The organism is Neobacillus sp. BP17 (genome assembly GCF_059579525.1).
Genome location: NZ_CM184198.1, coordinates 4,068,342 through 4,087,506, shown reverse-complemented (window position 1 = coordinate 4,087,506; position 19,165 = coordinate 4,068,342). Strand labels below are relative to the sequence as shown.

General features: G+C 37.2%; 19 protein-coding genes and 1 riboswitch. Of the genes, 17 read left to right on the top strand and 2 right to left on the bottom strand.

The annotated features are described in order from the left end of the window. The first annotated feature begins 41 nt into the window (after window positions 1-41). Together AC4QJR_RS19900 and AC4QJR_RS19895 are read left to right on the top strand one after the other, a co-directional pair. Window positions 42-461: a hypothetical protein gene (locus AC4QJR_RS19900; protein ID WP_098574850.1), complete on the top strand. Its 420-nt coding sequence runs from the start codon at window positions 42-44 to the stop codon at window positions 459-461. A 37-nt stretch (window positions 462-498) separates the two neighbouring features. Further along, window positions 499-987, top strand: coding sequence for a YpuI family protein (locus AC4QJR_RS19895; RefSeq protein WP_251457033.1), 489 nt, complete (start codon window positions 499-501; stop codon window positions 985-987). 193 nt (window positions 988-1,180) lie between these two features. On the opposite strand, the gene AC4QJR_RS19890 is transcribed toward AC4QJR_RS19895, so the two are convergent. Beyond that, window positions 1,181-2,542 carry an IS1182 family transposase gene (locus AC4QJR_RS19890; protein ID WP_496523958.1) on the bottom strand — a complete coding sequence of 454 codons (1,362 nt, stop codon included), beginning with the start codon at window positions 2,540-2,542 and terminating at the stop codon, window positions 1,181-1,183. Window positions 2,543-2,931: 389 nt separating this feature from the next. On the opposite strand from AC4QJR_RS19890, the gene AC4QJR_RS19885 reads away from it, so the two are divergent. The 14 genes from AC4QJR_RS19885 to AC4QJR_RS19820 all read left to right on the top strand — a co-directional run bounded on the left by AC4QJR_RS19885 (window position 2,932) and on the right by AC4QJR_RS19820 (window position 17,132). After that, entirely contained in the window at window positions 2,932-3,822 is an 891-nt protein-coding gene (locus tag AC4QJR_RS19885; RefSeq protein ID WP_496523957.1) for a superoxide dismutase, read from the top strand. Between the two features lie 169 nt (window positions 3,823-3,991). After that, window positions 3,992-5,137, top strand: a complete 1,146-nt coding sequence (locus AC4QJR_RS19880) for a D-alanyl-D-alanine carboxypeptidase family protein (protein WP_496523956.1) — start codon at window positions 3,992-3,994, stop codon at window positions 5,135-5,137. Then, entirely contained in the window at window positions 5,130-5,717 is a 588-nt protein-coding gene (locus AC4QJR_RS19875) for a nucleoside recognition domain-containing protein (RefSeq protein ID WP_496523955.1), read from the top strand. The genes AC4QJR_RS19880 and AC4QJR_RS19875 overlap by 8 nt, the downstream gene beginning before the upstream one ends. Before the next feature lie 6 nt (window positions 5,718-5,723). Then, window positions 5,724-6,260: a spore maturation protein gene (locus AC4QJR_RS19870; RefSeq protein ID WP_375375700.1), complete on the top strand. Its 537-nt coding sequence runs from the start codon at window positions 5,724-5,726 to the stop codon at window positions 6,258-6,260. Window positions 6,261-6,420: 160 nt separating this feature from the next. Next, window positions 6,421-7,158: a 23S rRNA pseudouridine(2605) synthase RluB gene (rluB, locus tag AC4QJR_RS19865; protein ID WP_098574846.1), complete on the top strand. Its 738-nt coding sequence runs from the start codon at window positions 6,421-6,423 to the stop codon at window positions 7,156-7,158. 97 nt (window positions 7,159-7,255) lie between these two features. Then, complete coding sequence (gene resA / locus AC4QJR_RS19860) at window positions 7,256-7,780, top strand: thiol-disulfide oxidoreductase ResA (RefSeq protein WP_098574845.1); 525 nt, start codon at window positions 7,256-7,258, stop codon at window positions 7,778-7,780. A gap of 21 nt (window positions 7,781-7,801) precedes the next feature. After that, a complete protein-coding gene (gene resB, locus AC4QJR_RS19855; RefSeq protein WP_496523954.1) occupies window positions 7,802-9,424 on the top strand; it encodes a cytochrome c biogenesis protein ResB in 1,623 nt (540 codons plus the stop codon). Further along, window positions 9,425-10,609 carry a c-type cytochrome biogenesis protein CcsB gene (gene ccsB / locus AC4QJR_RS19850; RefSeq protein ID WP_496523953.1) on the top strand — a complete coding sequence of 395 codons (1,185 nt, stop codon included), beginning with the start codon at window positions 9,425-9,427 and terminating at the stop codon, window positions 10,607-10,609. A gap of 174 nt (window positions 10,610-10,783) precedes the next feature. Then, window positions 10,784-11,500: a response regulator transcription factor gene (locus AC4QJR_RS19845; RefSeq protein WP_098574842.1), complete on the top strand. Its 717-nt coding sequence runs from the start codon at window positions 10,784-10,786 to the stop codon at window positions 11,498-11,500. Further along, entirely contained in the window at window positions 11,497-13,284 is a 1,788-nt protein-coding gene (locus AC4QJR_RS19840; protein ID WP_496523952.1) for an ATP-binding protein, read from the top strand. The genes AC4QJR_RS19845 and AC4QJR_RS19840 overlap by 4 nt, the downstream gene beginning before the upstream one ends. 232 nt (window positions 13,285-13,516) lie before the next feature. Beyond that, window positions 13,517-14,068 (top strand): RNA polymerase sigma factor SigX, encoded by a 552-nt coding sequence (gene sigX / locus AC4QJR_RS19835; protein WP_496523951.1) that lies wholly within the window; start codon window positions 13,517-13,519, stop codon window positions 14,066-14,068. Beyond that, complete coding sequence (locus AC4QJR_RS19830) at window positions 14,043-15,218, top strand: RsiX family anti-sigma factor (RefSeq protein WP_496523950.1); 1,176 nt, start codon at window positions 14,043-14,045, stop codon at window positions 15,216-15,218. The genes sigX and AC4QJR_RS19830 overlap by 26 nt, the downstream gene beginning before the upstream one ends. A 171-nt stretch (window positions 15,219-15,389) precedes the next feature. Then, window positions 15,390-16,136 (top strand): peptidoglycan DD-metalloendopeptidase family protein, encoded by a 747-nt coding sequence (locus tag AC4QJR_RS19825; RefSeq protein WP_496523949.1) that lies wholly within the window; start codon window positions 15,390-15,392, stop codon window positions 16,134-16,136. Window positions 16,137-16,246: 110 nt separating this feature from the next. Then, a riboswitch (FMN riboswitch) is annotated at window positions 16,247-16,380 on the top strand. Window positions 16,381-16,547: 167 nt separating this feature from the next. Next, complete coding sequence (locus AC4QJR_RS19820) at window positions 16,548-17,132, top strand: ECF transporter S component (protein WP_098574837.1); 585 nt, start codon at window positions 16,548-16,550, stop codon at window positions 17,130-17,132. 110 nt (window positions 17,133-17,242) lie between these two features. Here the strand turns inward: AC4QJR_RS19820 and AC4QJR_RS19815 are convergent, their stop codons facing one another. Then, the gene (locus AC4QJR_RS19815) at window positions 17,243-17,491 is read right to left on the bottom strand and encodes a ferredoxin (RefSeq protein WP_098574836.1); all 249 of its coding nucleotides are present in this window, start codon (window positions 17,489-17,491) and stop codon (window positions 17,243-17,245) included. Window positions 17,492-17,943: 452 nt separating this feature from the next. Between AC4QJR_RS19815 and AC4QJR_RS19810 the strand changes: the two genes are divergently transcribed. Continuing rightward, window positions 17,944-19,119: an IS256 family transposase gene (locus AC4QJR_RS19810; protein ID WP_496523458.1), complete on the top strand. Its 1,176-nt coding sequence runs from the start codon at window positions 17,944-17,946 to the stop codon at window positions 19,117-19,119. The last annotated feature ends 46 nt before the right edge of the window (window positions 19,120-19,165 follow it).

The following is a 19,165-nucleotide window of genomic DNA, read 5'->3' as shown; positions in this document are numbered from 1 at the left end:
TTTATTTGCCATATTTTCATTGGCCAAGGAGTGGAATTTATTTGTTAATTAAAGAGTGTAAAGGGTTTGAATTAGAAAAAGAAAAATCAAATACTTCTGAGGATTTTTTTAACAGGAGCATCGTTACCTTTTATGAAGATGGAGAGGAAAAAACACTTCATGTTCTATACGTAAGGTATTTTGATGAAATTCGGCATGAATTTACACCATACCAGCAAGACCCAATTTTTGTTCAGCAAGATGATGAAATTGCCTTTAAAGACATTGTAGCTTTGGTCTGTCTCTTGAAAAACCCAGGCCTGCGCAGCCGGAAACGACTTTATATTAATTCTAAGCAGGAATTTGCATCGTATTTTAAAGATATCAATTATAATAAATTACCTGAAATTTTTCTTTCTTTAAATCAAAAGAAAGAATATGAGCTTCGTTCTCCGCTTGAATTCATCATGCAGCCAAAATAAGTATAATAAACGAAGTAAAAAACCTAGGGGGTACACAATGGGGAATACATTGGTAAAAACACAATTAAATGATGTAAAGAGTTTTCTAGGAAGATCTATCTCAACATTAGAGAATTTTTTAAATGAGGCAACTATTTCACAATTAAACTTAGAAAATGAAGAAGATACAAACTATAATAAATTGATCTTCGCAAATTTACGAAAAATAGTTGTTTATAGCGAGGAAGGGTTAGATGCATGTTCCGTTATTTTGCAGGGCAGCCCTTTTCAAAAAGCTGCAGCGGAAAAGACGCTTTACAAAATTTACCATCAATGTATTGAAGAGTTTTTCTCTCCGAAAAATGATGCATGGTATGAGGACAGCAGGTCAGCTTACACTGGAAGGAATTCTATTAAGTTTTACCGCACTGTATCAGACAATATCGCTCAGTTGGTTAAAAGTTTAGAAGGTGACTTTCAACGAATCAGGGAAGAACTTGAGTATTATGAAACAGACTACAGAACTAAAATGATCCAATCAAAATAAAAAGCGGCAGCGCCATAGCGCTGAAGCTGGACTGTTACCATAGTCGAAAAACTTAATATTTTTATTTTTTTACGGCTGCCCTACTAGGGCAGCTCAGATTGTAGACAAAAGGCATTCGATGAGCTTAATCGATTGCCTTTTTATGTTTTTTTTGCTCGTAAGAGCAAAATTTTGACCATTCCTATACCTTTATCTAGGCCATTTCTGGACTTTTCCATGTCCAGTTGGCCATCTTTTTCAAATTCATGGCAGCAAAAGTAAGCATCGCTTGCATGGACAATTTTTTTAGGCCTCTTAAGGTTGTCCAACGCATACCATGCTTTTCTTTAGCATCCGCAAAGACACGTTCAATTGTTTCTTTACGTTTTGCGTAAATGCTTTTGTTCTCTTGTGTATGACGAAGATGATCGGCTTCTTCTATGTAATGTTCCCACACATGCCGCTCAATCAATTTTTTATGATCTTTACTTTGCGTGCATTCGGAAAGTAATGGGCAACTTTTACAATTAAGAGGATTTGAAAAGTATTGACGCTTTCCATTCTTCGTCGTCGTTGCATATCTCAGAATTTGTCCTTCCGGACAAATATAACAATCGTAGTATTCATCATAAACATACTCATGTTTTTTCATATAACCATCCTTTGTACGTGGACGTGTATATGGTAAAGCAGGAGTCATATCATTTTCAAATACGAATTGAGCAATAGCAGGTGTTTTGTATCCAGCATCAGCAGCAACAGCTTCAGGTTTCCCGTGTTTTTCGATGATTTTCTCAAGTAGTGGCTCGAATATGACGCTATCATGGATATTCCCTGGAGTTACAATTGTGCCAAGGACAAAACCATTTCGATCTGAAGCCGCATGAAATGAGTATGCGAATTGTTTAGTTCGCTCGTCCTTTACGTAATAACCACTTTCTGGGTCAGTAGTACTTTCTTTAATTTCTTTTAATTCCTCTTTATCGAATTTATCTGGAGAAAATGGATTTTTTCCGTGATCTTCGCGGTCTTTATTAATCTCGTCTTGTAAACGTGCTTCATAAGCTTTCGATTCTTTTCGGACAACTTTCTTCTCGAATTTGCGCTTATTCGCACTAGCCTTAACGTGTGTGGAATCAATAAATACGTGTTCGCTACTAATCAATTTCTTGTCAGAGGCTTCCTTCAAAATACGGTAAAAAATCTGTTCAAACAAATCTGTATCCTTAAAGCGCCGCTCGTAGTTTTTACCGAATGTTGAAAAGTGTGGTACCTTGTCATTAAAACCAAAGCCAAGAAACCAACGATATGCCATATTAGTTTCGATTTCCCCAATGGTTTGACGCATGGAGCGTATACCGAAGGTATATTGGATGAAAGTCATCTTAATCAATACTACGGGATCGATACTTGGGCGTCCCCGTTCAGATGAATACAAATCTTGAACGAGTGGGTAAATAAATGAAAAATCAATTGTAGCTTCAATCTTTCGAACTAAATGATTCGCAGGTACAAGCTGATCTAAAGCTATCATTTCTATTTGGTCACGATTCATCTGTGTATTTTTAGTTAGCATTTCATCCACCTCATTTATATGTCTGTATCTTAATTATACAAAGGGCTGATATAAAGGTCATTAATGATTTTATAACCCTGTTGATTGGAGTGGAAGGCGGCGAAGACTCCTGCGGGAGTACGGGACAGGGGAGACCCCGCAGACGCTGAAAGCGTCGAGGAGGCTCCCCGAACCGCCCGCGGAAAGCGAAGCCGCCTGGAACGGAAATCAACAGACTAGTTTAATGTAGCCACACAAAAAAGACTGTCGATTTAAAACCCGAAATCCTTCGGATTTGTCGACAGTCTGGGCTGCCCTACTAGGGCAGCTTTGTTTTTGTTCTTATTAAACCGTATCTCTCATACCATTTAGGTAGATTACATCTTAACAGGTCAGGAATGAGGGATGGTATGGATAAATTTAGTCAATATGTAACCGAAATGTTTAAGTGGAATGAGCAAATGAAGCAGTTTCTTCAATCGGAAAAAGAGGGCAGCAGCTCAGAGTTATGGGAACAACTGGATAGTTTTACTGAGTTAATCGAAAGCACAAGAACGCAGTTATCGAATGAAGAACTACTAACATTACAAGCTAAGGCTGAATATATCCATGAGCAAATGGAACATTACTTTAATAGAAAACAAGCGAGAGGTGACATTAGGGTGGGAGAGAAAAGAGTTCCTCTAGGCGGGCATACACTGCCTAACCTCCCCTATCCCTATAATGCTTTGGAACCATATATATCAGAAGAAATCATGAGACTTCATCATGATAAGCATCACCAGGCATATGTTGATGGATTAAATAAAGCAGAACTTAAACTTAAAGAAGCAAGGGAAATAAATGATTTCGCATTAATTAAACACTGGTCAAGAGAGCTTGCTTTTCACGGGTCAGGGCATTATCTTCATTCGATTTTTTGGAAAAACATGAGCCCGCATGGAGGCGGGAGTCCACATGGACCGTTGAAGAGTGAAATAGAAAAATACTTTGGCAGTTTTACGGCATTTAAGAAGCAATTTACTGAAGCGGCCAAACAAGTTGAAGGAGTAGGCTGGGCAATATTAGTTTGGTCACCTCAAGCAAGACATTTGGAGATTTTACAATCTGAACGACATATGCTTTTGACCCAATGGGGTACCATTCCACTCTTGGTATTAGATGTTTGGGAGCATGCTTATTATCTTCAGTACAAGAATAAAAGACCTGAATATGTAGACAATTGGTGGAACATAGTCAATTGGCATGATGTAGAAATGCGTTTTGAAAAATCAGCAGACATGAAATGGACAGCAATGTAATAAGGGAAATGAAATTGAGCAGACGGCATGTTGTCGTCTGCTTTCGTTTTTCTTCAGCAAGTTGTCATAACAAGCCTTGTCCTGCATAAACTTGTACAAGAAAAATGAAAAGCAAAAACTGCTTTGACTAAAAGAGAAGATAACTTTACAAGGAGACGGGGTAAATCTAATGAGAATGATTTGGAAGCTAGTTATGTATTCCCTCATGGTCTCACTATTCATTGCTAACATTCCTCAAAAGGTGGAAGCTTCTGTTTCCGTAAGTGCAGCAAGTGCTGTTTTAATAGAGCAGAAATCAGGGCGCATCCTTTTTGAGAAAGATGCCCACACAAAAAGAAGAATCGCGAGTATTACGAAAATAATGACTGCGAAGCTAGCGATTGAATCGGGGAAAATGAATGAATATGTAAAAGTAAGTGAACAAGCAACTCGTGCGGAAGGATCATCTGTTTATTTAAAGCCAGGAGAAAAAATTAAACTTAAAGATTTAGTCTATGGATTGATGCTCAGGTCTGGAAATGACACTGCGGTAGCAATAGCCGAATATGTGGGTGGAAGTGTTGAGGGTTTTGCCTATCTAATGAATCAAAAAGCAAAGCAAATCGGGATGTTAAATACCCATTTTTCTAATCCTCATGGCCTTGATGATCATGAAAATCATTACTCCACAGCCTATGACATGGCTGTGTTAATGCGTTATGCCATGCAGGATAAAACCTTTAAAAAAATCTCTGGAACAAAGGTTTATCGAGCACCAAATCCTACGGAAGATTGGGACCGTGTTTGGAAAAATAAAAACCGCTTGCTAACAAAATATAAATATACCACCGGTGGAAAAACAGGGTACACAAAACGGGCGAAACGAACCTTGGTAACAACGGCAACAAAGGGAGATATGAGCTTAATTGCAGTCACCTTAAACGATCCAGATGATTGGAATGACCATATTTCTATGTATGAAAGTGGTTTTAAAGGGTTTGATATGGCTGAAGTGTTAGCTGAGGGTAAGATTGATGGTATTAAGAATAAGGCTTATAAGAATCACCTATATATAAAGAAAACAATTGTTTATCCGGTTACAAGCGAGGAAAGGGATTTATTCTCCATAAAATACAAACTAAATAAACCGACACAAAAATTTGATGATGATAAGAAGAATGATGTAGTCATAGGTAAGGCTGCAGTTTACTTAGATGGGCGTGTTGTCCAAGAAACGCCTATTTACTATCAAAGCGTGCCTGTAGAGAAAGAAGGAATGTTTGAATTCTTAAAGAAAATTTTTCTTATCTTTTGTGGTGTGAAGGACAATGGTTAATTATATCTGGGTGTTTATGTTTATTGTTGGTTTTATTTTCGCATTAATCAATGGAACCATGGCTGAAGTGAACAAAGCAATCTTTGATGGGGCGAAAGAAGCGGTGACACTGTGTATCGGGCTTATTAGTGTTCTGGTCTTTTGGCTTGGAATGATGCGGATTGCGGAGGAATCGGGCCTTCTAGAGCGTCTTTCTAGATTTTTTCGACCGCTGGTTAAACGACTTTTCCCGGAGGTACCAGTTAACCATCCAGCGATGGGATATATATTATCCAATATGATTTCAAATATGTTTGGATTAGGGAACGCTGCCACTCCCTTAGGGATTAAGGCAATGGAAGAATTAAAAAAGTTAAATGGGGGAAAGGATTCTGCCAGCAGATCCATGGTCACCTTTTTAGCAATTAATACAGCAAGTGTTACAATTATTCCTACTACTGTCATTGCGATTAGAATGAACTATCATTCAGCATCTCCTACGGAGATTGTCATTCCAACAATCATTGCAACTATTATTTCAGCACTAGGAGCAATCCTAATTGACCGTTATTTCTATTATCGCAGAAACAGAAAAGGATGAGGATGCATGGAACTCATTTCGGTAATTTCATTAACTTTTATTCCATTACTCATTGGGTTTATTCTATTATATGGGACAATCAAACGCGTCTCTACCTATGAAAGTTTTGTTGAGGGAGGAAAGGAAGGCATTAAAATAGCTGTATCCATTATTCCCTTTCTAGTTGGTATGCTTGTGGCTATTTCCGTCTTCCGGGCATCTGGCGCACTTGATGCTTTAATGAATTGGATTCGCCCACTCATGAAAACAATGGGCGTACCTGCTGAAATTGTGCCATTACTAATCATAAGGCCAATTTCTGGGAATGCAGCACTTGGGATGACAAGTGATTTAATTGCTGTATATGGTCCTGATTCATTTATTGGCCGTTTAGCATCTGTTTTGCAAGGGAGTACTGACACGACGTTTTATGTGTTAACCGTTTATTTTGGAGCTGTTGGTATTAAAAAAATGGGGGATGCCCTTAAAGTAGGACTCCTCGCGGATGTCGTTGGTATTATTGCGGCGATTGCCGTTGTTGGTTTAATCTTTGGTACAAAATAATTAACACGATTGTAGCATGTTCTTTGGACATGCTATTTTTATTTTTCTGTAATAATATCCGTTACTTTGAAAAGTGAAGGAATTGTGTCATAATTCATAAGGATAGGATGCAGTTTGCTGCTGTCAAATCGTTTTATATAGATAAATTCGAGGTGGAACAATGGAAAGATTACAAAAAGTAATTGCTCGGGCGGGCATTGCTTCTAGAAGAAAAGCAGAGGACCTAATAAAAGAAAGGCGCGTAAAGGTTAATGGAAAGGTTGTTACGGAACTTGGACTGAAAGTTTCTGCATCTGATAGGGTAGAAGTAGATGAAATTCAGATTGAGAAAGAAGAACCTGTTTATTTCCTTTTATATAAACCACGAGGAGTTATCTCAAGTGTTAATGATGATAAGGGCAGAAAAGTAGTCACAGATTTCTTTCCGCATCTAAAAGAAAGAATTTATCCCGTTGGACGTCTTGATTATGATACATCAGGTTTACTAGTGCTAACCAATGACGGGGAATTTGCTAATATACTGATGCATCCTAAAAATGAAATTGATAAGGTTTATGTAGCAAAAGTTAAAGGAATTCCCTTAAAGGAAAATTTAAGGAAACTAGAAAGGGGTATCCGTCTAGAAGATGGTAAAACGGCCCCTGCAAGAGTGAAATTACTCTCGGCAGATAATAAAAAACAAACTGCAATCGTTGAAATAACCATCCATGAAGGTAGAAATCGTCAGGTTAGAAGGATGTTCGAAGCGATTGGCCATGAAGTGGTGAAATTAAAGCGTGAACGCTACGGTTTCTTAACGTTAAGTGGTTTAAGAACAGGTGACGCAAGAGAACTGACACCACATGAAGTAAAGCAACTTAGAGCACTCGGGATGGGGTCTGCCAAAAAAAATTCATAAAACCGTCACAAATTACATTCTGCGTTAACACTGTGAATATATTGAGAAATGCTATAATTAGACAAACTGTGTCAAGTGGTTATGGGAGGGTTTTCTTATGAAAAAACGGCGATTAGTTATAAGATCCATCATCTTACTATTACTAGGTGCTGCCGTTGTTTATACGTTGTATCAAAATTTTACAAACGATACGAAACAAAAAGTTGCGGTAGGTGCACAGGCTCCTGATTTTGCATTGGTCGATATGCAAGGAAAAAAGCATCAGCTTTCAGATTACCGTGGACAAGGGGTATTCCTGAATTTCTGGGGAACATGGTGCCCGCCATGTAAAAAGGAAATGCCTTATATTAATAATCAGTATCATCAGTATAAAGACAAAGGTGTTCAAGTCTTGACAGTAGATATTCAAGAATCTGAACTCGCAGTTAATCAATTTGCAGAGCGTTTAAAACTGGATTTTCCAATTATGATTGATACGGATAAAGAAGTCATGAATACTTATGGTATTGATCCGCTTCCAGCTACATTTTTAATTGATAAGAATGGCGAAGTTGTAAATTATTATACTGGTGAACTCACGGAAGAAAAAGTAAGGGAGTTTATGGAGAAAATTAAACCTTAAGGTTGTAGGGAGTTTTTTCGAATGAAGGATGTTAAATGTGAATGTGGGCATGTGAATCCCCATGGAACCGTTTTATGTGAAGCATGTGGAAAAGAGCTGATCGTTCAATCTACTACAGAACAGCTTATTGATATGCGTTATGAAGGGAGTGCACGCCGTTCACAAACATATAATAAAACGATTATTGATAAAATATGGAACTTTTTTTCATCAGTAAAAGTTGGCGTTTGGCTGATTATAATCACCTTAATTGCCTCATCACTTGGTACCATATTGCCTCAAGAAATGTATATCGATTTACCTCCAGATGTATACTACGAACAAGAATATGGCTGGTTTGGTAAATTATATTACCAATTGGGATTTAATAACCTATATGGTTCTTGGTGGTACTTAGTTTTGATTGCAATGATTGGAATATCGCTAGTCATTTGTAGTCTTGATCGTGTTGTGCCATTATATAAGGCTCTTAAAGCCCAAAGAGTAACTCGACATGAAGGTTTTTTAAAACGTCAGCGTGTTTTCGGGGTGAACGAATCAGCAAGTGAAAGTGATTTTTCAATCGTTAAGAAACATTTACAAGAACGGCGCTACAATATTCGAGAAGAAAATGGAGATATTCTAGCGGAAAAGGGTCGATTTTCTCGCTGGGGTCCATACGTAAACCATGTCGGTTTAATTATTTTCTTATTCGGCGGTATGCTGCGCTTTATTCCAGGAATGTATGTTAACGAGGACCTTTGGGTGCGTGAAGGTGAAACAGCTGTTGTTCCAGAGACGGATGGAAAGTTCTATCTTCAAAATAACAAGTTCATTCTGGAGCATTACGATAAAAATAAAGATAAAACCTTTGAAAAGGCGATTGATAAGGCCGGGGAAGTTGTAAAAAATTATCAATCTAACGTTGTTCTATATAAACGAGTTGGAGAAAATCTCCCTGGAGAGAAACCAACCCTTAAAAAGGTTGAAGATTATAAGGTACGTGTAAATTTACCACTCACATATGAAGGCTATTCGGTTTTCCAGGCTTCATTCAGGAATGAATTAAATAAAATGTCATTTGGTTTGACAAATAAAAAGACAAACCAATCCATGGGCGAACTTACAGTTGACCTAAGAGATCCGAAGATGAAATATGACCTCGGAAAGGGCTACTCAGTTGAAATACTAAACTATTTTCCTGACTTTGAATTTGCAGACAATGGCGAGCCAACCACTAAATCACGGGTACCCAACAACCCTGCTTTTGTCTTTCGGATGGTGACTCCTGATAAGCCAAAAGGAGAAACAAGTTTTGTAGCCATCAAGCAAACAATTGAACCATTTGGTGATAACCAATATAAGATGTCCTTCAAAGGAATCGAAACAACAAATGTTTCAGGCTTTATTGTTCGTAAAGATTCAACCCTTTGGGTGATTATTATAGGTGGAATCATCTTTATGATTGGTGTCATTCAAGGTGCCTATTGGAATCATCGCCGCATTTGGCTTCAAAATAAAAACGGCGAAGTCTGGATTGCTGCGCACACAAATAAAAATTGGTATGGATTAAAACGAGAAATTGAAGGTGTATTGGCAGATACGAATCTTAAAATGCCAATTGATCAAACTCAATTAGAAGAATCGGATAAGGGGGGAGTCTAGTTGGTATCAATAAGTAGTAATTTATTATTTATTTCTTTTATTCTATATTTAGTTGCAACCCTATTTTTTGGCGGGTCGATTAAATCCAAAAAGCAAGGGGAAGAAAAGCAAGGAACCAATAAGTGGGGGAAAATAGCAGTCTTTTTAACGATTATTGGTTTTATCTCCCAATTAGGTTATTTTATTACGAGATGGATTGCGGCAGGACACGCTCCAGTAAGTAATATGTTTGAGTTTACAACATTCTTCGGAATGGCTCTAGTCGGTGCATTTATTGTTATATATTTTATTTATCGAACTACATTACTTGGATTATTTACCATGCCTGTGGCTATTTTGGTTATCGCTTATGCAAGTATGTTTCCGAAGGATATTTCGCCACTAATTCCTGCGCTGCAAAGTTATTGGCTACATATTCATGTTACGACTGCGGCAATTGGGGAAGCTATTTTAGCGATTAGTTTTGCTGCTGGGCTTATTTATCTTGTTAAGGCAATTGACCAAACCAAATCAAGCAAACAAACCTTTTGGCTTGAAATGGTGATGTTTGCACTTGTTGCAGTCATTGGATTTGTTGCTGTTTCCTCCATTTTTTCTGGTTTGGGTTATCATGAAAAATTTAATTGGATTGATAAACACGATAACGCGTCTGTGCTTGAATATACAATGCCTGCGCTTTCTGGTCCACATGAAGGAGAATTAGTAACTAAAGATGGATTTAAACCTTTGTTCGAGGTTCCAGCTTTTATTAATGCAAAAAAATTAAATACAGTCATTTGGTCATTGATGGCGGGGATTGTTATTTATGGCGTCATTAGATTAATTTTAAGAAAGCGAATTGCAGCGGCACTTAAGCCGATTGTAAAAAATATTAAACTAGACTTTGTGGATGAAATCAGCTATCGATCTGTGTTAATCGGTTTTCCTGTTTTTACTCTAGGTGCCCTGATTTTTGCAATGATTTGGGCCCAAATGGCTTGGTCGCGGTTTTGGGGCTGGGATCCAAAAGAAGTATGGGCATTAATTACTTGGTTGTTTTACGCAGCATTTTTACATCTACGTCTTTCAAAAGGCTGGCATGGAGAAAAATCCGCATGGCTAGCTGTTATTGGTTTTGTCATAATTATGTTTAACCTGGTTGCAGTAAATCTTGTTATTGCTGGACTCCATTCCTATGCAGGTTAAATTGCTTTAAAGCTAAATTTTATAGCCTTCACTTTTATTAAAGTGAGGGCCTTTTTAAAACTCAGATGTTTATAGTTTGTCAAAATATTGACACAACTTTTCAGGTGAATTAGCAGGAAATTATAGCATAAAACAATAGTGTTTTGTAAAATAAACTCCATGGGGGGATTATTAATGGATAAAGACGTGAAAATTTTAGTGGTAGATGATGAAGAAAGAATTCGTCGCTTATTAAAAATGTACTTAGAGCGAGAAGATTATATAATTGATGAAGCGGAAGACGGGAATGAGGCATTAGAGAAAGCATTTGCTAATGATTATGATGCCATTCTCCTCGACCTAATGATGCCTGGTAAGGATGGAATTGAAGTTTGTCGTGAATTAAGAGAAAAAAAGGCAACGCCAGTAATCATGCTGACAGCAAAAGGGGAAGAAATCAATCGAGTTCAAGGATTCGAAGTGGGAACAGACGATTATATTGTTAAACCATTCAGTCCCCGGGAAGTTGTCTTAAGGGTTAAAGCGTTGTTAAGAAGATCATCACAAACTAGTTACCTGCAAACGGAAACAACAACTAAAGACGTCATTGTATTTCCGCACTTAACAATTGATAATGATGCACACAGAGTATCAGCTAATGGTAAAGATGTTAGTTTAACTCCAAAAGAATATGAATTACTTTATTTCTTATCGAAAGCGCCTGATAAGGTTTTTGACCGGGAACAATTACTTAAAGAAGTCTGGCATTACGAGTTTTTCGGAGATCTGCGAACAGTAGATACACATGTAAAGCGTCTCCGTGAAAAATTAAATAAAGTTTCCGAGCCGGCTGCTAGAATGATCGTTACAGTTTGGGGTGTAGGCTATAAATTTGAGGTTATTAATGAATGACCTTTTTAAGAAGTGTTGTAGGAAAGCTATGGTTAACAATTCTTTTATTAGTTTCAGTTGTGCTTTTCATCTTAACAATCATGCTTCTCGAATTTTTCCAAAACTACAATACTCTTGGGATGAAAGAGGATTTAACCAATACAGCCGAGAAGATTGCTAACGTTTTAGAAAGCCATACTAATGGGGAATTATCACTTGGATTAGAGATATCCTGGGAAATTATCGATAAAGTAAATAATGTTGTCATCATCAAAAATGATAATGAAATCTACTACTCTCCAAACACAGAAAAGACGAAAAGATTATCATTGACAGATATTAAGAGTGACCCAAATTTATCACAGGTCTTTCAAAGAGACGTTAATGTAGAAAAGGTTTCCACACTTACGTTCAATAAAAATGATGATGATGGAAAGGGAACAAAGTTTACGATTATCGGTGTACCTTTGCATCTTCCTGGCGAAAAGCATAGTGCTGTATTTATTTATCAATCAATGGAAGTCATGCAGGAAACTACTCATGAAACAACAAAATTTATTCTACTTGTGGCTGGCGTTGCAATTATTCTTACAACGATTTTTGCATTCTTTTTATCTACAAGAATTGCTGCTCCGTTAAGAAAGATGAGGGAAGCAGCATTTGAAGTGGCTAGAGGGAAGTTTGATACCAAAGTTCCAATCCTCACTCACGATGAAATTGGTGAATTAGCAACTGCGTTTAATCAAATGGGCAGACAATTGAAATTCAATATGAGTGCACTCAGCCAAGAAAAAGAACAGCTATCAAGTATCTTAAGTAGTATGGCAGATGGAGTTATTACTTTTAATCGGGATGGTACAATCTTAATTACTAATCCCCCGGCTGACCGTTTTCTACAATATTGGTATTATGAAATGGGTGTATTTAGTGCTGATTCTGAGGCTATCCCAACGGAGGTAATGGATCTATTTCAACAAGCAGTAGATACTGAGTCTGAACAAATTGGTGAGATTTCGTTTCAAGGCAGGCATTGGGTCATCTTAGTAAGCCCCTTATATAGTAACCGTTTTATCCGCGGTGCTGTTGCTGTTTTAAGGGATATGACAGAGGAACGGCAGCTAGATAAGATGAGACAAGATTTTATTGCAAATGTTTCACATGAACTTAGAACCCCTATATCGATGTTACAAGGGTATAGTGAGGCGATTGTAGATGATATTGCTGAATCCCAGGAAGAGAAAAAGGAAATGGCAAAGGTTATCTACGATGAATCATTGCGGATGGGCCGGCTTGTAAATGAGTTACTGGATCTGGCGCGAATGGAAGCGGGTCATCTTCAACTAACAATGGAAGAAATTGATATTTCTTCATTTATTAATCGTATAATCCATAAGTTTCAGGGTTTAGCTAAAGATAATGAAATTCGATTGTATGTGGAGATTGAAAATGGAATCACCTCTATTTCTTTTGATCCTGATCGAATCGAACAGGTACTCACTAATTTAATTGATAATGCAATCAGACATACACCTAAAGGTGGATCAGTTAAATTAAGTGTCGGATCTGAAGAAAAGGGAATCATGATTGGAGTAAAGGATTCTGGCTCTGGTATTCCTGAAGAAGACTTGCCGTTCGTTTTTGAGCGCTTTTATAAAGCTGATAAGGCTCGAACTAGAGGAAGAGCAGGAACAGGCCTTGGACTAGCCATAGCAAAAAATATTATTGATGCACATCATGGTCATATCTCGGTTCAAAGTAAACTCGGACAGGGGACGACATTTTCCTTTTTAGTACCTCGAAAATAGTAAAATGAACAAGTTTTTTGCCGACTGTTCTTGATTCACGGGGAACATTTAAGAATAAAATATTGTTCAATCAAAAACTCATCCATAAAAATAGGATGAGTTTTTTTGTCATATCTTTAGGAAATCTATTCCAAATAATACCTTTCATTTTGTCACAAAAAAGTCTATATTTATAAGGTGAAACTTTTTATACATATAAATCGACTAATATTATGAACGGGGAGGGGAATGGATGGACTCCGTTTTCGATGAACTTTATCAAAAATACCATCACGACGTTTTTCAATTTCTATTTTATATGGTTAGAAACAAAGAACAAGCAGAGGATCTTGTCCAAGAGGTTTATATAAGGGTATTTAAATCCTATCGTCGTTTTGAAGGGAAAAGCAGTGAGAAAACATGGCTTTTTTCGATTGCGAGAAATGTAGCTATAGACTTTTTCCGAAAACAAAAAGGATGGAAAGGAAGATTACTGGAAAAATTCGATTGGTCAACTGATCAACTGAAAGACGGATATCCGATTCCAGAAGAAATTGCAGTACAAAGGGAAGAAATCAGATGGGTATATACTTGCCTTGAATATTGCACACTGGATCAAAGAGCTGTAATAATTCTACGGTATATACAAGATTTATCTATTTCTGAAACAGCCCAAGCACTAGGATGGACTGAAAGTAAGGTGAAAACTACACAACACCGTTCGTTAAAGGTATTGAAGAAGCATATGGAACTTTCTTATGAAAAGGAGGGATTAACTAGTGAAAAAGTCAGAGTGGAGCGATAAGCAGCTCGAAGAATTATTAAGGCAGATGCCTAAAATACAAGATGATCGCAATCCTCGTGACATTTACGAAAATCTTCCCATAAGAAAAAAGAAACCAAAACAATGGCTGGTACCTGGTCTTGCTACTGTTGCTGCCTTGCTCATCTTCTTTATCTTAATTCCTAAATTAATGGTCGGGCCACAATATTCAAAGGATCACGCTGGTCAAGAAAAATCATCTGTAGAGCGAGACATACAAAAGGCAGATGAAAATTCAACCATTGCATTGAAAAAGGAGGATGCAAGTCCAAAAGCAAGGACATTTTCAGGAGCGGATAAAACTCAAACTTCGAAAACGGCTATTTATGATGAAGAAGTGGGTGATGGAAAAGTATTAACCTACTGGATTCCTGACCCGCAAATACAAATCCTTGTACCCGTTTCAACAATAATTAATGATTCAAATGAGAAAACATGGCTGGAGTTATTTAATGAAAATATGGTGAATTTAAAGGAGCAGGAATGGGGATTAAGTGAATTCTATCCTCTTAGTGCTTCATTGAAACTTGATGAAAAAAATAATGGTATCTTAGTCGATGTTCCATCAAACCATCAGTATGGACAAGGATCAGCGACAGAAACAAATTTCATTAATGTTCTGAAAAAGGATATCTCCTCCAATAGTGATTTAAAAAAAATAAGATTTTCAACCAATGGTGAACCTGGTATTGAATTGGGGAATTATGGTCATCAAGACGAAGTGAGTGTACAGAAACAAAAGAATCATGCCTACTTCTTTTATTATTCTGAGGGTAATGATATACCCTTCCTAGTCCCATCTATAGAAAAATATGAAGATATTAAGAAGGCTGTTGAGGAAATGAAAAAAGATCAGCCCGCACTAGGATTAAAAAGTTCACTTTTACCTGCACTTCCGATAAATGTGGTGTCTATTAAAGAGAAAACGTTAATTGTATCAATGGAGGATAAAACAAGCCTTCAAGATGATCAACTAACAATCCACGCTTATGAGTCACTGTTATTAACAGCAAAAGAATTCGGATTAGAAAAAGTCTTTATTACGAACCCGCCAACAAAAAATCTTGGTCCATTTGACCTGTCAAAAGAGAATAAAGTACCGCTGGCTCCGAATCAACGGACATTACAATAATTTACTTAATCAACCGTTAAAGGTTGATTTTTTAATGAATATTATTTATCATTTCTCCAAATTATAACAAGTATGCCTAATCACTCCACCGATAAGGATTATGTTCTAAAGGTGAAAAATACTACATATTGTGTGGAGGAGGAAAAGAAATAAGGAGAGTGACTAAAGAAAATGCGAGATTACATAAAAAGGGTTATTATAGCCCTAATTATGGCGCTATGTGTCAGTTTGTTATTTTTAGGAGGAAAACATTCCGAAGCTAGTATGCAGGTTGATAAAAAGGTTAAGGATGGATGGATATGGCCTGCAGATGGTATAGTTTCTGATACATATGGAACAAGGATGGGTAAGCATAAGGGAATTGATATCGCTGGAAAATTAAATACACCTGTACTAGCAGTTGCTGACGGACAGGTGGTGAAATCTTATTACTCTAATACATATGGAAACGTAGTGTTTATTAAACACCCAAGTCATTTAGTAACTGTCTATGCACATTTAAACAAGAGAAACGTGTTACAAGGACAAAAGATTAAGCAAGGTACAGTAATAGGAAAAATGGGGGAAACTGGACAAGCTACAGGGATACATCTCCATTTTGAAACGCATCAGCAAGAATGGAGATATGATAAGAAGTTTGCATTGGATCCAGAAAAGATATTAGGAAAAGCTGACACCGGGGAGACAGTACGCGGAGGGATTGCCGCAAGCAATGGCGTTGTATTAGAAGCGAGCTCACATATTAAATTCAATCATGAGGATAAAATCAAGGTGACAAACCAGCAATATATCGTCAAACAAGGTGATACATTGTATTCGATTTCGAGGGAAAAAAACATCTCGGTGACCCGGATTAAAGAGTTAAACCACCTTTCCACCGACTTGATCAAACCTAAACAAATATTGAATATACATTAATTTCACGCAGCAAGACCCGCAGACTATTTTCTGCGGGTCTTGTTACGTGAAACCTTTTACTTAACAAAAGATAAGTTCTGCAGTATAATTGAAATTGTAATTTAATATCGATCTATCTTCGGGGCAGGGTGAAATTCCCGATCGGCGGTATTTGAGTAAAACTCATAAGCCCGCGAGCCGTTTTATGGCAGGATTTGGTGAGATTCCAAAGCCGACAGTATAGTCTGGATGGGAGAAGATGGAGGTTCTGCAGACGTTCAAAAAATTTTATATTAATGAACGTTTATTAAGCGTGCCTTTGTAAACTCCCTTAAGCAAATTATTGCTGAGGGAGTTTTTATTTACATTGGTCTCGTCTGTTGCTGAACCTCTCTTCCTTAACGCGATGGATCAAAAAAAGGAGAGAGGAAGATGAAGAAAATGCAGAAAAAGAGGAAAATGAACGTTAGGGCTTATGTGTCAATAGGAATGCTGAGTAGTATTGCTTTTCTGTTAATGCTCATACAATTTCCGTTGCCGCTATTCCCAAATTTCTTGTTTGTCGATTTCAGTGACATTCCAGCATTAATTGCCACATTGATTTTTGGACCGATTGCAGGAATTTTAGTTGAGTTTTTTAAAAATGTCCTTAATTATATTCAGACAGGTAGTCAAACAGGAATCCCGGTGGGGCAGATAGCCAATTTCGTTGCGGGAATTGTTTTTATCCTGCCGACCTATTTTGTATATAATAGACTTAAGACTAGAAAAGGTATGACGCTAGCATTAATTTTTGGTACGGCAATCATGGCAGTTATGATGAGTATTTTAAACTACTTGGTAATTTTACCTGCATATACCGTTCTAATGGGCTTTCCAGATATGAGGAATTTAGTATTGCCAGCAATCTTACCATTTAACCTTTTAAAAGGAGTCATGATGTCCATCATCTTCATGCTTCTGTTCATACGGATGCAAGCATGGATCAATAAATTTACTACTATTAAAAGCGCCTAAGTAGCTAAAGGACAGGGGGAATCATTCCTCCTGTTTTATTTTGTAAACAAAAATAAAGGCCCCTCACCTAAATAGGAGAGAGGCAGTAGCTTAAACGATTATCCTAAATATTACTCAAATTTAGTTGGATTGCCATCAAAAGCTTCGTCTGCTACTTTAATGGAATCAGTAGGACAGCCTTCGAAAGCATCCATCATGTCATCGATTAATACATCAGGAATTTCAACAATTCCTTCATTATCATCAAGTGTTACGTATGCGATACCTTCATCATCGTAATCATAGATATCTGGTGCTGCCGCGCCGCAAGCTCCACATGCAATGCATGTTTCCTTATCAACAATTGTGTACTTTGCCATGAAAAAAACCTCCCAGTAAATTAAAAAAATAAGACTCATTTCCATTATTAATATGAAAACGGATAACTCATATCTATTGTAAAACTGTATCGTCAACTTTTCAATAGAAAAATGCCTTTATCACTTTAGTTTATCCAAGTGTTTTGCTAAATCTTCCACATTTTTGGGCATCAAGATCCTTTATTTCATGGTAGAATAAAGAGAGAAAATGGTGTTTTTGGTCGAATATGTGCGAAATAAGTGATGGGAGGTTCGTATGCTCCAAATTGAATCCATCATTCTTTATAGTATAAAACAATTAAATAAGGAACGGACCATTTATTCGGTCTATCACCTTCTTAATGGAAAAAAGTCGATTAAGCCCATATAATTGTGTAAAAAGAAAATGAGTCAAATTAATTCCTCATGGTTACAATGTTAACGGCTAATTAAACAATGTGGAGGAAGTAATTATGACTCAAGTACAGTTTAACCTAAATATCGAGGATTTAAAAGATTCTGTTATGAACTCTAATATAGACGCTGTCATCAAAGCGTCCATCGTTTTGGTATTAAATTCTTTTATGGAAAAAGAACGTGATGAGTTCTTGCAAGCAGAATCCTATGAACGTTCTAACTTACGACGTGACTACCGCAACGGATATTATGAACGTGATCTAATTATTGGCATTGGAAAAATTACTCTTCGAGTACCACGTACTCGCAGTGGAGAATTTTCGACTACCGTGTTTGAACAATATGCTCGTTGTGACCAAGCTCTCGTATTAGCCATGCTTGAAATGGTTGTGAATGGAGTCTCTACAAGAAAAGTTTCAAAGATCGTGGAACAACTCTGTGGGCAAAAGGTGTCTAAATCATTTGTATCTACACTCACAGAAAAACTAGATCCTTTAGTGAATCAATGGGCAAGTCGACCTCTGAATACGATGTACTATCCCTATATCTTTGCCGATGCCATGTATATCAAAGTAAGAGAACATAATCGTGTTGTATCTAAAGCTGTATATATCGCAACGGCCGTTGACCAGAACAATAGACGTGAAATTCTAGGTTTAAGAGTAGATCATGGGGAGAGCACTGAAGCCTGGCAACGATTTTTCCAATACCTAAAGTCAAGAGGACTACAATCACCTAAGCTAGTTATATCTGACGCACATCAGGGGTTAAAGTCTGCCATTGGTACAGAGTTTGTTGGATCCTCTTGGCAAAGATGCACAGTGCATTTCAAAAAGAATATCATTACGCATATGCCCAAAAAAGGCATGGACGAAGTGAAAATGGGTTTAAAAAGAATATTTGAGGTAACGACCGTTGAAGAGGCAAGAAAATATAAAAATGAGTTCATTGGGCAATTGGGAGATAATCCAAAACTAGAAAAAGCGATAGAGATATTAGAAGAAGGCTTCGAAGATGCCATTCAATATTTAAATGAAAAACCAAAATACCATACACATATTCGAAGTACGAACTCGTTAGAAAGAATCAATGAGGAAGTCCGGAGAAGAGAGAAGGTAATTAGAATATTTCCTAATACACAATCCGCATTCCGATTAATTGGTGCGGTTTTAATGGACTATGCTGAGGAAGTAAGAAGAAGAATAATTCGGGACCAAGAAGAGAAGAAATAGCAACCGCGAAGCGCGAATTTTTGGTGTACTGGAAGGGGGGTACCCC

Excerpts from the sequence above, each read along its gene's own strand:
- AC4QJR_RS19895 (WP_251457033.1), top strand. The coding sequence starts at position 499 with ATGGGGAATACATTGGTAAAAACACAATTAAATGATGTAAAGAGTTTT.
- AC4QJR_RS19890 (WP_496523958.1), bottom strand. The coding sequence starts at position 2,542 with ATGCTAACTAAAAATACACAGATGAATCGTGACCAAATAGAAATGATA.
- AC4QJR_RS19885 (WP_496523957.1), top strand. The coding sequence starts at position 2,932 with ATGGATAAATTTAGTCAATATGTAACCGAAATGTTTAAGTGGAATGAG.
- AC4QJR_RS19880 (WP_496523956.1), top strand. The coding sequence starts at position 3,992 with ATGAGAATGATTTGGAAGCTAGTTATGTATTCCCTCATGGTCTCACTA.
- AC4QJR_RS19875 (WP_496523955.1), top strand. The coding sequence starts at position 5,130 with ATGGTTAATTATATCTGGGTGTTTATGTTTATTGTTGGTTTTATTTTC.
- AC4QJR_RS19870 (WP_375375700.1), top strand. The coding sequence starts at position 5,724 with ATGGAACTCATTTCGGTAATTTCATTAACTTTTATTCCATTACTCATT.
- rluB (WP_098574846.1), top strand. The coding sequence starts at position 6,421 with ATGGAAAGATTACAAAAAGTAATTGCTCGGGCGGGCATTGCTTCTAGA.
- resA (WP_098574845.1), top strand. The coding sequence starts at position 7,256 with ATGAAAAAACGGCGATTAGTTATAAGATCCATCATCTTACTATTACTA.
- resB (WP_496523954.1), top strand. The coding sequence starts at position 7,802 with ATGAAGGATGTTAAATGTGAATGTGGGCATGTGAATCCCCATGGAACC.
- AC4QJR_RS19845 (WP_098574842.1), top strand. The coding sequence starts at position 10,784 with ATGGATAAAGACGTGAAAATTTTAGTGGTAGATGATGAAGAAAGAATT.
- AC4QJR_RS19840 (WP_496523952.1), top strand. The coding sequence starts at position 11,497 with ATGACCTTTTTAAGAAGTGTTGTAGGAAAGCTATGGTTAACAATTCTT.
- sigX (WP_496523951.1), top strand. The coding sequence starts at position 13,517 with ATGGACTCCGTTTTCGATGAACTTTATCAAAAATACCATCACGACGTT.
- AC4QJR_RS19825 (WP_496523949.1), top strand. The coding sequence starts at position 15,390 with ATGCGAGATTACATAAAAAGGGTTATTATAGCCCTAATTATGGCGCTA.
- AC4QJR_RS19820 (WP_098574837.1), top strand. The coding sequence starts at position 16,548 with ATGAAGAAAATGCAGAAAAAGAGGAAAATGAACGTTAGGGCTTATGTG.
- AC4QJR_RS19815 (WP_098574836.1), bottom strand. The coding sequence starts at position 17,491 with ATGGCAAAGTACACAATTGTTGATAAGGAAACATGCATTGCATGTGGA.
- AC4QJR_RS19810 (WP_496523458.1), top strand. The coding sequence starts at position 17,944 with ATGACTCAAGTACAGTTTAACCTAAATATCGAGGATTTAAAAGATTCT.